The sequence below is a fragment of the Rheinheimera baltica DSM 14885 genome (assembly GCF_000425345.1).
GTDB classification, from domain to species: Bacteria; Pseudomonadota; Gammaproteobacteria; order Enterobacterales; family Alteromonadaceae; genus Alishewanella; species Alishewanella baltica.
The window spans coordinates 20,990-35,715 of sequence record NZ_AUDG01000013.1; the positions used below are offsets into that span (position 1 = coordinate 20,990).

Here is a 14,726-nt window from a genome sequence, read left to right on the forward strand (position 1 = left end):
TCAAGCAGAGGCACTGATTGTTGGTCTCAACAGTAGGTAAAGCTAGCTTATACGGCTATCCCTGACACAGTATTGGAATGACATATGCCACCAAAACATATGGTACTCCTACCATATCAATAGGAAAGTTCATAACGAACCCAACTGCTGCGCTTGCAGAAGCGAAAGGTGATGCAATTGCTGTGCTATCTGATAATCAGATCCAATTTTATGCGGTGCCGGCGTCACTGTTTGAAGAAATGACGGCATTTTGTGAGTTTGCCCAGCGCGGTACTACTTCACTGAAACACCTCCAAGCCAAGTTCACCGCCCCAGATATTGAGATGGAGAAATTGGCTACCGAGATGGCAAAAAAGCTCAAGCGTTAGTCAGTTAAATACCACGGTTAGGCCTGGTGACAACATAGAAGATAAAACAGTCATCGAGGCTTACCACTCAAAATCCGGCCAATCCTCGCCGCTGTTGGTGAATGCCGTTGGTGGTATGACATCGGGACTGAATTTGGCGTCTGAGAGCGCCATGATGCCATACATAGGGTCAAACGTTTGTAACACTTTTGCCAAGGTTGTCAGGCGTTGCTGCGGGGAGAGTCTGATAAAATAACTGATCCGACTATCAAGAATACTATCGACATGCATGTAAGATGCATTACCTATCGCCTTTATTCTGAATATGATTTCATCGGCAGCGGCTGGCATCGCAGAGCGAACCGCTGACTCAACAACATACTCCAACTCAAACATCACGGCCTGATCAAGCTTGCTGGTTGGAATAAATGCCATCGCTTGGCGTAATATACCTATCTGTGTAAGCAACACAGGCCAAAGAATTTCAACACCGAAAATGCGGTATCGCTCATCTTCAAAGTCCCCCCGATACTCTTCACTGCGCTCGCCCTGATAAGCCTTGCGGAAATCATAAGCCAGGCCCAGCACAAAGCCCTCTTTATCCTCAATATAGTCGCTTTGCTCCACCACATGATGAACAAATTCATGTAGTCGGGATAATGTGCAAAAGTCTCCCCAAAGCGCAATGCCGGCATGATTAGGGGTTAGTCTGAACTCCAGCATTTCCTCTCCTTTGGGTGGCCCTTACTGAGTAGCGAATGTGTATTTGAAGCAAAATTGAACAATTTCGGCATGCCGAAATTTGTATTGGTTGTACCGGACCAAGTAAATCACTATTAACATCCGGAATACATATGAAAAAACCGCCTTGGTATGGCGGTCTTTTCGTAGCGCTGGTTGGTGGCCACGCTGTAGTTGAACGTACTTAATCTTCAGAACAAATATTACGCCAACTTCTATTTGAAATCAAACACACTAATGTGCCGTTTAAGGACGATAAGCTATTTTCGGCATGCCGAAATATATCCGGAATTTCAAGCATAAAAAAGCTGCTTCGGAAAGCAGCTATTTATGATGAAACTATATTTTTAACGATGCATCTCTATTTTTCGGGATGACACTTTATTTTAATCCCACTGTTTATTGCCAAAATAGTTCTAAAGTGAATTGAGCTACAGGCGGCATATTTTGGCTGAAATGCCTGAACTTACGACAAAATAGTTTTAAAGTAAATTGAGTGATTTTTATCTGTAAGAGGAAGATTAAACACCCAACTAAAGCAAGATGACAAGGTTTATCAGTATGTTACGAAAACCTAATGAAACATCAATTTAGATCTATTTTGTCCACTTTAGAACTATTTTGTCCAACCACACCCACATTTATTGTGGGAGAGTAATAAAGATTCATACTGATATGCTCTCTAGGCCCTTTATTGCTGTGCAGGGGATACCGACTAGATAAATTATAGTTTCATACTGAATAGCAAAAAACTACCGAAACCAAGTCATTTTGAGTAATAAAGTTTCATACTAAAAGTATATAACTAAAGCCTCAACCACCCGGCCTCGCCATTACATATGCCTTCCTAAAATCGTCTTGAAAACGAGTTTTTTCATCTGGAATTGATTCTAAAAGGTAATTAAACGCGTTGCGAGCTTCTCTTCCCCAAGCGCCAGACTCTAACTGCTGATTATACCACTCTTTAGCTTTAACTCGACTTGCTCTAATTTCTTTTAATGCATAATCTTTAAAGCAAACTTGTTTTGAGTAACCAGCTATTTTTTCCTCCCAAAAAGTGCTCTTATCGGATAGCTCAAATAAAAAGTTCGCTAACATTCCTTCTGGATTGATTTTTCCAGGCAAGCAAATATAGTTTTTTAATTTTGCTCCCTTAACTTTATCTCGAGCATCGCCATCAAGCACTACAATCGAATTTGGAGAGGTAAAGCTGGCAACTTTCTTCTGACCTAATTGAATAAGGTTGCCACAGCCCATGGTTATTCCAGGAAAATCAAGGCCTTTAAACTTTTGACCAAGCAGAGCTTTCGTAAAATGGATACATTCTTTGTCTTCAGTATAAACGGGTATTCTAGGTACAGATATTTTTTTCCCTATGGCAGCATTTAGATTATAGGTGATTTTTTCAAAGCTGGGACTCTCTTCCGCACATACCTCACCGTCAACCTTTGTAAGGTAAATTGTATTGAACTGCTTCTCTCGCCCTTTAGAACTTTTCAATTCGCAAATTTTTTCAAGAAGATGTAGCGAATGCGTTGAGGCAATAATTTGAATGTCACTCTTACTGCAAACAGAACTCAAAAATTCTAATAACTTGACCTGAGATGCTGGATATAGAGTTGCATCAATTTCATCTATAGCAAGAATTCCGCCTCTATATTCTTTAGGATACTTGCTTTTTAATCTCTGAAATGAAATTACTGCAAGTAATACTCTTCCTAGATTATCTTGCCCTGCTGAGTTGGAGTTCCAGTCATAGTAATCAGTAGTAACTCCAATAGTATTTTTATTGCTACTTTCCAAATAATCAACAGATTCAAGATTATCACTGATTAGCAGGATTTTATTATAACTATCTGAAAACCAGGCTATCTCTTTGTCTGATAACTGAATGTCTTTTTCTTTGACCCTGCCAGCTTCGGCTATAGGTATCAAACGCTTTAGGCTTAAAAATATGACCGGCAACTGCACGTAACCACTACCAGCATCTCTTTTCCCTTTCTGCCAAAAACGAATGCTCTCCTGTTCTAGAGATTTTCTCGCAATGCTCTCAATTGCAAATCCGCCATCTTCATCAGTATCTGGGTGGAAATCTTTTTCTCGCAAATAAAGAGTCCAGTGATGCTCGCCAGGTAAATCAAGAGTCGGTGACAACCTGAATTTGTCCTGAAAGGCTGAACGAAAAGAGCCGCCCGTTAAAGGTTTTTCGTTTGAGAAAGGGTGTCCACTCGGCGGTATAGTAAATGTCTGGGTGAGTATCCCTAATAGAGTGCTTTTTTGAGTGCCATTTTGACCTGCAATCAACGTGATGTAATCACCAAGAGAAAACTCAACGTTTTTAAAGCCTCTAAATAAGCTTATACTTACTTTATTAATAATCATTACTAACTCTTATACATCCTATGTAAAATGATTATTCAACCTATTGGTCGTTAGTTACAAGCACTCTAAAAGAAACTCATGCCTGCTGAGAGATTTTTTGGCGATAAAACCTTTTTACTTCTGCAAAAGTTATATCGGGCTTAAAGCCTGTCTTAGTCAATTCAGGAGAATGAATAATCACTTCAGAACCTTTACACTTAGTTTGAGCAGTGTAAGTCAAGCCAAAGGACTCAGGGGAATATTCTGCGTAAATCCCGCAAATTTCAGGAGTGTCATCATAAGTAACGATCCACGGTTGTTTGATGCGTTTAATGCTTTCAAATAGCCGATAATGATCATCATGTTCAAAAAAGTTTTGGTATAACCCTTTGCCTTTAACATAGTAAGGCGGATCTATATTGATTAATGCAAGCCCTTCAATATCAGGGACATATTCTTCTATAAATTGAGTTGCATCTAAATTAGTTAGTCTTATGTCAGCGCGTCTTACAGCAATTGCGTTTATTTGCTCAATCAATCGCTCTTTATTAAATCGACAATCAAGCTTATACGTACCATTTTGCTCCAGGCCGCCAATAACACCTGCTTTTATAATTCCAGACCGATTGGTCCTATTTAAGAAAAACGTAGCGAAACCAAGTTTCAGATAACCTGTGGGCTTTTCCCTGTATATATCCCGCTGCTTATACCATTCATCCATCGTGACAGGGGTAGTCCGGATTAACTCAGAAAGCTCATCTGTTTTATAAAGTACACAGTACCAAAATGCATGAATAGCAGGGTCCAGATCGTTGATATAGACTCTTCTGGCATGGTTATTTAACAACAGATACCATGCAATAGCACCGCCTCCAGCAAACGGCTCTACATAGGAAGCTCCCTCAAGCCCATTGAGCTTCATGGTTTCAAGGACATATGCTGTAAGCTTGGATTTCCCACCCGGATATCTTAGAGGAGAGCAGAACATCAAATTTCCTTCAAGTTAATCAGTATACTTAGCAAAGGTGAGAGCATATCCCAAAACCGATTTAGAAACTGAGGCTCTACCTTATGTACCTTGTTGCCATGAATATACTCATTAAGCGTATTCAAACTATGGTCATTACTATTATGTAACAGCTGGTCAATTACTTTATTTGCATCACGATCATCTATAAACTCTCCGCGCAAAATTGTGAGCTTTTGACTTAGAGTAATTTCATGATAGCCCTTTTTTTCCCTTCTGGCCATCTCTACTTTTAGTTCACTACTGTTGATATATTCATCAACAGCTAACTCGAGAAATATACGTATTGATGCAGCTGAGACATTTGGATACTTGTAAACCGGTAGACCTTGCAACTCTTCAAACAGAGCCTTAATCTTGTAGTTTGAATGCGTAATTCTATGGTATTTATCAGTTAATTGGCGTCTCTTAGGATTACCTTTAAGTGATGTTTTTGGTGTTAATTCCGGTGTTAATTCCGGCTTTAAATCGATATTACTGTTGTCTTGTGAATTATCTATTTTCAACACAGATGGGTTATCTTGTGTGGGGAGCGCAACATTAGTTGATTCTACTTCATTTATGGATTTAACTTTGGGTAAATAATCAAAAATCTCTTGGAACTTTGAGTCTATAGTTCGAGTATTCACCATAAAACCCAGTTCATTGTTTTTATTCAACATAAGTTTCAAAAATTTGGCGTATGCTACGTAAAAACTGTTAGCATCAGCGTTAATAAGAACTCCAGAGTCGTCAAACTCAATATGCCAAGCGGCCCTTACCTGACTATTACCAAACCAGCGCTCCAACACAGTCATGCTTATCCGGTGACTATAAGCCTGCTCTCGCTCTTCTAATGTTAGATATTTAGTAACATCAGGGTGAGTCGCTATGTCTCGAATTTTTACGTAGCGCAGCGCATCAATTATTGCGGCTCTTTTAAACCCAGTTAAGTTGATCGTTTCTTCAATATCTTGCCCAACTGAATCAAAAACATTGATGATAAATCGTTGCTGCTGGAGACGCTGCCACCTAATTTGATCACTTGCTGATGGAGAGTGTCGCTGCAGAATATACCAACGGCACTCTTCGTAAGACGGTGCCAAACATACTCTAATTTTTTCAATAGCATCACGATCGACTGTGCGTGACAGGCTTACCACAGTTTTGCGTATAGACAACGGTGCTTTATCAGGGGAGCGCAGTAACTTGAGTGCCATAACTCTGCGGTTACCCTCTGCAACAACAAAGTGTTGATCCTCATTTTGCCAGACAACTACTGGGTCAAAAGACAAGAAGCCCCTTGTGGCAATTGACTTCATCAGATCAATAAATTTTTGCTCGTCAGTTGGATCTGCGATTAGTTCTTCGACATAATCTCTAACAGTAATTAACTTATTAGCTGGGTCAAGTCGTGGATTGTCATGCCACAGCTTCAAATTATCAACCGAGCGTAAAACTCTGTTTTCCCACCAATTTTTATTTTCTTTTGACATATTCTGGACAACTTATTTACTGATAATTTTCCCTAATAGGTATTAGAATACACCGACGTAAGAAATAACGTAACCTTTTATAATTCAGCTTAACTGCCTATATATTCTAGCTCCCCATTTTACAATTTCATCGGTAGTCAATGCACCGGCTTTACTCGACTTCTGATGCGGCACCCAAGTGTGGCTGTCTTCGCCAACCAACTTGTCAAAATGCTCTTTTGGCCAAGACAAGGATGCCTTAAGTAGCTGTTTTTCAATGTCGAATAAGTGAGGCTCGATATCGCCAATAGCACTGGCGATGATAACTTTGGTAGACAGGGCCTTGCTTGCATCCGATGTGTCGACTTCGAGCAGGTAGTACGAGGTTGAGCTGGCAGTAATTTGAGCCACTGATATGCACCTTGGGTTACCATCTGTTTTCAGTATATGCATCTTACACTTACCGATTGCCGGCAGCTTCCTGAGAGGGTACCTGATTACCTTACAGCCATGCAGTTCTTCGAGCAATCTCAGCATTTCAAAGTAACTGCTGAATTTGTTTAGGTACAGGTGAGCATCGTCTGTCTGCTCATTCAATGCATCCCATTCTGCACTTGGTAAGTCACCGCCAGGCCCTTGCTCTTCGCTACTTACTTCCTGCGATGCTTCAGCGGCCTCATCATCGTTTTCCCGGCCACGGCCTGTGGGCTTATTTTTCTTGCTCACTTTCCAGGTTTCAAAAGCACGCTCATACTCAAATTTGACTTGGTTTACTTTGAGCATTACCGGGTTGTTTTCCCGGCTGCCATCAGTTTCATCATCCAAATTGTGCCCATCTGGACGACTGGCATCCCCTCCGGCAGCGCTACCTTTTCCACTAACCGAAGTACTGAACTTAGGACTGGTAAACTCAATCAATGATGGCACATTTGACTTGATCTTACAGATACTCAAAACTTCATAAACCAGCAAGGTCCGGCTGACCGGCTCGAAACGTCCCCGAACATTTAACATCACCCCCTGAAGTGGTGGTGGGTCGAACTGAAAGGTCCAGCGTCGATAAAGGCCACTATTGATACCATGTATCAATTGGTATCTGCTGATGCTCTCGTATGAGTACCTGACACTCTCATCCAGCAACAACCAGGAAAGATGCCTACGAAAGCCATAATCACTGAATAACTCTATTGGGCAGTTACAAGTTTCAAGTACATGAATGTTTGCCCAATTTAATTTCGGTTCAGTTTCTGTGATGAACTCATTACTCAGCACATCGTGCAATACGGATGAACGGGCCAGATAAGCATTATGAAAAAAGAGTGCCCGTGCCAGCTCAAACTGTGGCAAGAAAACGCGTATTCCTTCCTCAATGCTGAATTCAAAACAATACTGCTCCAGCTCTTTTGGCAATTGACGCTCGAGGGCAGGACAACTTTTAAGCCGAACGACATCCCAATCCCGTGTTGTGGTGATTTCGAAACTTTGCTCATGGCTATTCGGGTAATAATCTTTGGTTGGATTGATGACGTTTTTACGCACCAACAAAGGCGCGTTGGATAGTGATGTTGAATCAGACCCTGCTTCCTTACTCGGGTAAATGCTTAAGTTAACGCCCCAACGTACGCCATCTGTTTTACAAAACAGATCTCCGATACCATTTAGCCAAGTATCGTCTTTAAATCCATTTAAGTGGATAGAGCCGGTCAAATTCCAATGATCTCCTGCAAAAACTCCCGCGCCAATTCTGTGAGTCGCTCTTCACTCAGTCCAGACAACCGAAGCACCTGCCAGCGTTTTAAATATTCACCGGCTAAGTTCAGGCGAATAACGATGCGGGTAATTCTTCTTATTTGATATTGCTCTATATTTTCACAATGCCGATCAAAAAACAAACGACACAGTGGCAAGTGCTTTAAGTTTTTTTCAATGGTGGCTTTGCGCTGCAATTGTGCCAAGTACCAGTTCATTGTTCGCCTTGGCAGCCAGAGATCTTGCTCTGTTGCATCACGAAGCTGTATTAGCGTTCTGACATTCTCATGGTCACGCTTTCGCCAATCTGTTTTTACTTGGCACGTATTCGGCTTAATGCAATATTGCTGGTTGGTTGCCATTAGCCAGTCTCGATCATGCCGATATAACCAGGCATACACATCTCCAAAGCCATTCTCACGCGCTAGCTTGGTACTATAGCGGCGAGCAGCTGATAGCCAACGATTGCGGTAATTATCCAGTTGCGTATTATCCGATACAGCTACTTGAGGCGGCGTTACTTTTGCAGGATGCCTTGATGAAGCAACTTGTTGCATCACTTCGGTGAAACACCAGGCAGGCTTGAGAAAAGCGTGCAGCACAATCAAGTGCTGCAGATAGCTAAAAGCTTTACGATGCTTACGGAATATTGATTTTAACCAGCAGTTTTCTGAGCATTCTGGCAGCAAATCAAGGCTTGCTAACCATTCGTAGCCCCAAAAGCCGATCACTTTGGCACTGATCTTCTCATGTTCTACCTGTCGGCCACAGCAGAAACCCTGCGCATCGGCCAAATCATGGTACCAGTTCCCCCACTGCACCAACTCAGGTACCGGTAACCCATTGAAATTTAGCAATGTTTCGATACTTGTGGCGATTAAGCAGCTCTGCCAGCAGCCTATCGCCTGTTGTTTGATAACACAGACTTGAAAGCAAGCAGCCTGGTACTGATGACGATGCACATCATGCCGGTGTATTGGTGCATTTTGTAAAGCGCCATGAACCACACAATCCCTGGTACCAGCGACCTGCCAGCCTCTTTGCCAATAGCATTCACCGTAACGACTGTATTGCGCTTGCATACAACCAGGGCAGTATCGCAGATATTCCGGCTGCTTAATGCGCGAAGCGGCCACTCCTGCAGCGACATGCGCACTGTGTCGTTTATTTGCTATCAGCTCATTGCAGAGTTGCTGACGGCGTTGCTCACCAATAAAAGGAGCATACAGCGGAAAAAGAGTATGGTTGTACAACAAATCTAGCGATGTTGGGCCAACTTTCGGTGGGTACAAAGCAGCGACCAACTTCAAATGACCGGGTAAATCAGGGGTAGCAATGATCTTGGTGTCAGCAAACACCTCCTGCAGTAATTCTTTTGGCGATACGATGCCGCTATGGACCCCGTGCCTGGCGATGACGCTGTAAAGCAGCTCATCGCGATATGGCAAAGGAAAGCCCAGCATACTTAACCCACTCGTTGTAGCCAGCTGGGAATGTCGAATAACTCTTTGCCGTACTTAAACTGTTGATAAAGCTTTCCCTTGTCTGCTTGCGAAAATTTAAATCGTAGATCATCAGTTGGCAGCGTATGCCAGGCTTGTTGTTTGATCTTTTCTGTTGTTGAACTGGGCGCCTTTATCAGCGTCAGTGCGCTTGCATACCAGTCCAGTAAAACTCGGCTGAGCTCTGGTAACGATAGGTTTGGATGATCTTTAAACACCTTTTCAACCAAAGGCTGCAGCAAGCCTGAGTCGCAGCCCATCGCCTGTAGCATAGTATAAAGCCGCAGCGCTTTTTCATTACCAATAAAAGGTGACTTCGCTTCTTTTGTGTTTTGCTGTCTATCTATTAGGGCTTTTAGTTCAAGCAAACGCTTGTCGATAGAGGGTAGCTGCAGATCGGAGTATTTGTTTATCAAGTCTGGATCATTACGGCGCAAAGCATCCAGCATTGGATGGACAGGTTTTAACTCCTGCTCGTAAATGGTACGCAATAATTTTACTGTAATTCTTTCTAAGCCGGTGGATATCGCACGCATTTGGGCCAGAACGAAGAGCTTGACGACAATATCTAGAACTCCCTGCGATAGGTCAAACCAGCATTCTCGCACCTCATCACTTAGCAGCTCGTCTCGCTTTGTCAGCCACTGGTATTGCCACAGCTTATCGGTAAATGCTACCCATTCGGTCTTCCTAACTTTGCCGGTACGTGGATCTGTGCCAACAGGCCCGCAGTGCATTGGATCCCAGAATAATGAGCCAAAACCAGCGCTTCGCCTGGCTGACTGCAATTCTATTTCAAAAATTGGCCGGGCTTTGGGCGTACCAACCAAGACTACAGGCACCCCAATCACATTAACCAAGGCTACAAAAAACTCTAACATTGCTTCCTTACTGATGGAGCGCTTTAACGTCAATCGCTGGATCTCATCGATGACCAAGACACCGATAGCCCGCTGGGTAGCCACTTGCCCCATCAATGACAGCAATACCTCTGTGCTGTGGCGTTTGCGGGCATATTTTTCTTCGTACCCAGTATGAAGAGTTCGGTCGACTTCGCGAAAAAAGTTCAGGCACAAACTCTTCAACGAACCATCGGACGGACACTCCATTCTAAGGTAAGGTAACTGGATAAAATTGTATTTCGAGTGATAAATGACTGGTGGATAGGTGGCTAGAATACGGTTTATGGTAGTGCTTTTACCACTGCCAGAGCACCCTATCAAAGACAAGCTCTTGGCAGTTGAGTTCGACTGAATGAACCGTGAAGAGTTATTCTCCCCAGCCATGATACGCTCATAACTTTCTTGCATCAGCTTGTTAATCGAGCCGTCAGCAAGGTTTCGTCCAACATAACCAGCGCGGACCATGATTGATACCTTTTCTTCCAGCTGCTTGTGCATCGCCAGCGGCTGAAAAAAATCATCCAGTAGGGCGCTGATTTGGTGAGCCCGAATATGCCCCTTTTCAAAGCAATCCTGCGGATTGAATTCAACCTTTCCCGTTAACTTTGCTTTTAACGCTTTTAAATCCATGATTGGTGGAAGGGCTTCAATTAGGGGATTCCCGCGATAGCGTTCCAGCCCAGGATCCATGTAAACCGCCTCGACGTAATGATCAGGTAATGGCATCAGTCGTCGTCTCCAAACAGTTCTTCAATGTAATCCGGATAATCAAGGGCAGATTCATTTCCACTAAACGGAATGACCTGAGCTGAAGGCTGCTGTTTATCCAAAACTGGGCGCTGAGCTTTTTCGGCGCGTTCTCTGGCCTTTTCGGTTCGCTTGTTCTCGTTGATGGCTCGGATCCGCTCGGCCTTGGGTATGTTGCTGGTATCCGGAGCTGCTTTTTCAGCCGCACGAATTTTTTCCAGAACAAACTCCTCATGCCGGCGTTTATGTGCTTTTGAATGGACTTTAGCTGCTGCAGTTGTTTTCTTTTGCTCTTGCCGCACCTGCCACACATCCCAGAAGGACGCTCCCCGGAATTCTCTGGACTTATCGGTAAGGTTACAAACCCAGTGTTGATTACTGCCTTTCTCAAAGAACAGGTATATTTGATCGGCAACTAATGGGTCGTAAGCTGCCTCGAGACTGACAGGGCGCTTCACCTGTCTGCCGCGATGCGTCCACCCCAGCTGCAGCATTTTGGGTGATGAGTAATAAAGGCCAAATAAACAGACACCATGCTCTGATAAAGTTGCTTTTTCTCTTGGTAATAATGCAATACGTAATGCTGTAGGATCCGCCTGGTGTAAACGCCCAGTTCGATGCTGAAGACCCCAGTTCCAAAGATGGATTGGGGTAAGCGGTAAGTCTGCCGGCATATCGGCATCACGATCGTACTTTTCCAGCACTGCATACTGATTATGGTAAAGCACGGCTGACAGGATAATCTGAGCAAAATCCATTACAGAAAGCTTGGCATCCAACCGATAATCATTGCCACCACTTTTTCTCACCCGGTTGCCCGTCACGTAGCCCGGAACAAAAGGGCCAAAGGACGCCTGTACCGTGCGAAAAGTACGCTCTACTATCCCTTTTGCATCACCTCGATAAGGTGGGGTATTTTCAATTCGAATAGCAAAGTTATTTTCAAGACTTTCTATCTGGTGGCCGAGCAGCTCACCACGGTCTGCCAGGATAGCATCTGGTAAACCTACACTGGGCCAATCTTCTGAGGCAATGTCAAAACCAAGCTTCTTGCAGTAGGTCACTTTATCAGTAACAGCCATATACAAGGCCTGGATGGCAGAGGCGTAGGAAGCATTTTCAAAGCCGATGTAAAAACCAGCTATCATCCGGCTAAATACATCAATCACCATATACACCACAGGACGGCCAACAATGTTGCCCCGCTCACTATCGGACACCAGATAGATATCCGCAATGGTGGCATCTATTTCGTAGCGGGAGCCTGGTCCAAGCACCTGACTGTTGGCGGTACTGTGTAAAGGTCGGATATCTTTATTGTAGATAGTTGCCGGCACTTTCTTTTTTAGCGCTTCTACCTGCTGGTAATCCCGCTTGTAAAAGTGCAACATTTGCCAATTGCTAGGTAGCTCTTGTTGCGGGGTATCCGGAAAGTGATTGAGATAAAGGCTCTCAAAGCGGCGATGAGCATAAGGAAAGGAATGCCCTTTATCTTTCAACAGGTACCTATCGATGGCAATACGAAACAAACGCTCAGTAAACTCATCTATCTTTGCACCAACACCACTTTGATGCTGACGAGGCCGACCAAGTTTCTTATCACCCGCAAGTCGTCGCTGACCTTTAGCCCCCGAATTTTTGTAGTCTGGCAACAAGGCATTTGGTGTCTGCCCTCGTTGCCAATAACGCCTAGCTAAGCGATATACAGTCTGCTTAGTGGTACTGCAAGTGCGTATGATGTCTTCAACAACTCGGCCACGGCTTTTTGGGCTATAAAAATCAGGTAAGTCAATCAATGGCTTGATTAGATTATAATTACTATCACGCTTCGTTCTGGCTGTACTACCTTCCGCTGGCGATTCGAATGCAAGGGCCTTATAAGGATCATCGGTACGCTCCAGTAGCTCTTGCTCAATGCCATCCTGCAGCTCAGAAACCAAAGCAAGCTCTGGAAACGCTGCGATTTCATCAATATTTATCCACACCAGGTAGTCACCCAGCAATTGTAATACCCGATAACATTGAGCATCAAACCGCAGAACCTCATTGATTCGAAACACGGTAAGCCTCCCGAATACAGTTGAGACTTCCCACTTGGACATCTTTTGCTTTCAGCTTTATCACAGGGATAAATATGTCGAAGGTAAAATATCGCTTGGCCAGTAAGCTTCGGACTTCATATAGCGACTCGCCAAGAGGCAAGTCGTATGCTGCATCCAGCTCCTTGCAAGTAGCTAACAATGTTTGGTTTGGTCGTTTTGCAAAGTGATGAGCATATAACTCAATTTGCTGCATTGTCAGCTCAACATCTTCCTGCTGATTACGCTGTGATGGATAAAGCCACGAGATGTTCTTTGCCACGGCTGCCGGTATATCAGCTTCGGTTATCACATACCAGGGCAGTCCTTTCTCCTGCCAATAGCGTCGCTCCAGTTCCAACTTTTCGACTGTCCTGGCATCATCGAGAGCCTCTTTATACTTTGCTTGCAGCACAAAGCGCGGCTCTTGCTCGTTGGTTGAATCAACCAGAAAATCTGAAGATAAATACTGATCAATCCCTGCAAAGCGGGAATGATTCATCATGGCCTCGCTGGCCAGACGACGAGTCAATTCACGTTCAAGCGGAAATTGCTCGCGGATCTGCGTTACCTCACGATGCCATTCCAGCAACAAGAAAACCGATAGCTCTAAATCGGACAACAAATGATGGGTACGCTGAGACTTATGGCCAAAAACACGATGAACACGGCCAAGGGAAGGGAAATCAGATACTTTTAGCCATGGCTGATAGCTCGCATGCTCTCCACTGCCACGACCCGCTTTGATCCAGTTCGCAAACTGTGCTTCCGTGAATCCTTTTTTCTTCTGAGCCATAACGAAACTGCCCTGTCCGATTGAATTTTCATCATAGTCAGAGCGATATCAGTATGCAACTTTATTACTTAGACTACACTTAAACTCCGTTTACCGTTTTTTGGGCAAAAATTTGATTCCATAATTTGGTGAAGAGCTAAGAGCCAAAATTAACGCAGATCCAAATAGAAGTGGTAAGTCCCAGACCAGACGCATTTACCGAAGCGTCGAAGGACGAAGCTTGTCTGAGCGACCATGATTGATAAACCTCGGGTATCTAAATACGATTGCTAACCGAACACTGAAAGCAGGGATAGCTACTCAGGCATTATATTCCTACCGCCTTAAGCGAAAAAATAAGCGGCCTGAATACTTATTTATAATACCAGGAGAACGCCTATATCGTTTTCAAAATCGAGGTGACAGATTTGGCAGCAATAAAAGAACCACTAGAGCTGGATAGCTCAATATTGACACAACTGTTCATTTCCCGAGTTGAAGATACGAAGCAAATGGATAGTACGGTTAGCCCGCGAATGCTAATTGCTTTGCTAGCGCAAGGTGTAGGAGGTGACGTCTTACCCACCATAATCAAGTATATTCCCAGAAGCCTGGTAATGCGTGCAATAGGATCAAATCCTACGAATTTTTCAAAACTTTTCCATCGTAAACGGCTTTCTAAGCACCAGACTGAAGCGCTCTACAGTCTTACAAAACTGTGGGCCGAGTTAAGAGAGTTTTTTGGTTGGAATGATTGTATGGTAAATCAATGGATCAATCAGCACCTCCCTGCGTTTGATGGCGCTTCACCTTTGGAACTGATGAGCAGCCAAGAGGGACAAGAACTGATAAAGAGGCAGCTCCAAGCTATGCGCTACGGAAACTTTGATTAACTATAATTCTGTAATTTCTGATTCTCAACATTATTAACTATCGCTTGTTAATTTTACTGTGTAAAAACACATTACATCGCACCTTCTTCCTTTCTCATTCCAAACCGTTCCCGACTCAAAAGAAAAAAGCCAGCAAAAATGCTGGCCTTC

At 43.6% G+C, this 14,726-nt stretch carries 11 protein-coding genes; 2 read left to right on the plus strand and 9 right to left on the minus strand.

The features are described 5' to 3' along the window. The first annotated feature begins 77 nt into the window (after window positions 1-77). Window positions 78-368 (plus strand): antitoxin of toxin-antitoxin stability system, encoded by a 291-nt coding sequence (locus tag H595_RS21755; protein ID WP_051219763.1) that lies wholly within the window; start codon window positions 78-80, stop codon window positions 366-368. 60 nt (window positions 369-428) lie between these two features. Here H595_RS21755 and H595_RS0106735 read toward each other — a convergent pair whose 3' ends face one another. The 9 genes from H595_RS0106735 to H595_RS0106775 form a co-directional block, all read right to left on the minus strand. Further along, a complete protein-coding gene (locus H595_RS0106735) occupies window positions 429-1,070 on the minus strand; it encodes a DUF6904 family protein (protein WP_027670526.1) in 642 nt (213 codons plus the stop codon). 831 nt (window positions 1,071-1,901) lie between these two features. Continuing rightward, window positions 1,902-3,470, minus strand: coding sequence for an AAA family ATPase (locus H595_RS0106740; protein WP_027670527.1), 1,569 nt, complete (start codon window positions 3,468-3,470; stop codon window positions 1,902-1,904). Between the two features lie 76 nt (window positions 3,471-3,546). Further along, window positions 3,547-4,437 carry a DNA adenine methylase gene (locus H595_RS0106745; protein WP_027670528.1) on the minus strand — a complete coding sequence of 297 codons (891 nt, stop codon included), beginning with the start codon at window positions 4,435-4,437 and terminating at the stop codon, window positions 3,547-3,549. Next, window positions 4,437-5,951: a ParB/Srx family N-terminal domain-containing protein gene (locus H595_RS0106750; protein WP_027670529.1), complete on the minus strand. Its 1,515-nt coding sequence runs from the start codon at window positions 5,949-5,951 to the stop codon at window positions 4,437-4,439. Before H595_RS0106750 ends, H595_RS0106745 begins: the two co-directional genes overlap by 1 nt. 84 nt (window positions 5,952-6,035) lie before the next feature. Continuing rightward, entirely contained in the window at window positions 6,036-7,637 is a 1,602-nt protein-coding gene (locus H595_RS0106755; RefSeq protein ID WP_205623185.1) for a Tn7-like element transposition protein TnsE, read from the minus strand. Continuing rightward, window positions 7,634-9,142 (minus strand): TnsD family Tn7-like transposition protein, encoded by a 1,509-nt coding sequence (locus H595_RS0106760; protein ID WP_027670531.1) that lies wholly within the window; start codon window positions 9,140-9,142, stop codon window positions 7,634-7,636. Before H595_RS0106760 ends, H595_RS0106755 begins: the two co-directional genes overlap by 4 nt. A 2-nt stretch (window positions 9,143-9,144) precedes the next feature. Continuing rightward, the gene (locus H595_RS0106765) at window positions 9,145-10,809 is read right to left on the minus strand and encodes an AAA family ATPase (protein WP_027670532.1); all 1,665 of its coding nucleotides are present in this window, start codon (window positions 10,807-10,809) and stop codon (window positions 9,145-9,147) included. Continuing rightward, complete coding sequence (locus H595_RS0106770; RefSeq protein ID WP_027670533.1) at window positions 10,809-12,890, minus strand: Mu transposase C-terminal domain-containing protein; 2,082 nt, start codon at window positions 12,888-12,890, stop codon at window positions 10,809-10,811. Before H595_RS0106770 ends, H595_RS0106765 begins: the two co-directional genes overlap by 1 nt. Beyond that, a complete protein-coding gene (locus H595_RS0106775; protein ID WP_027670534.1) occupies window positions 12,874-13,704 on the minus strand; it encodes a heteromeric transposase endonuclease subunit TnsA in 831 nt (276 codons plus the stop codon). Before H595_RS0106775 ends, H595_RS0106770 begins: the two co-directional genes overlap by 17 nt. A gap of 407 nt (window positions 13,705-14,111) precedes the next feature. Here H595_RS0106775 and H595_RS0106780 point away from each other — a divergent pair, with 407 nt between their 5' ends. Then, entirely contained in the window at window positions 14,112-14,576 is a 465-nt protein-coding gene (locus H595_RS0106780) for an antitoxin Xre/MbcA/ParS toxin-binding domain-containing protein (RefSeq protein WP_156885934.1), read from the plus strand. Window positions 14,577-14,726 lie beyond the last annotated feature (150 nt).

Coding starts and splice junctions, on each gene's coding strand:
- H595_RS21755 (WP_051219763.1), top strand. CDS start 78: ATGACATATGCCACCAAAACATATGGTACTCCTACCATATCAATAGGA.
- H595_RS0106735 (WP_027670526.1), bottom strand. CDS start 1,070: ATGCTGGAGTTCAGACTAACCCCTAATCATGCCGGCATTGCGCTTTGG.
- H595_RS0106740 (WP_027670527.1), bottom strand. CDS start 3,470: ATGATTATTAATAAAGTAAGTATAAGCTTATTTAGAGGCTTTAAAAAC.
- H595_RS0106745 (WP_027670528.1), bottom strand. CDS start 4,437: ATGTTCTGCTCTCCTCTAAGATATCCGGGTGGGAAATCCAAGCTTACA.
- H595_RS0106750 (WP_027670529.1), bottom strand. CDS start 5,951: ATGTCAAAAGAAAATAAAAATTGGTGGGAAAACAGAGTTTTACGCTCG.
- H595_RS0106760 (WP_027670531.1), bottom strand. CDS start 9,142: ATGCTGGGCTTTCCTTTGCCATATCGCGATGAGCTGCTTTACAGCGTC.
- H595_RS0106765 (WP_027670532.1), bottom strand. CDS start 10,809: ATGCCATTACCTGATCATTACGTCGAGGCGGTTTACATGGATCCTGGG.
- H595_RS0106775 (WP_027670534.1), bottom strand. CDS start 13,704: ATGGCTCAGAAGAAAAAAGGATTCACGGAAGCACAGTTTGCGAACTGG.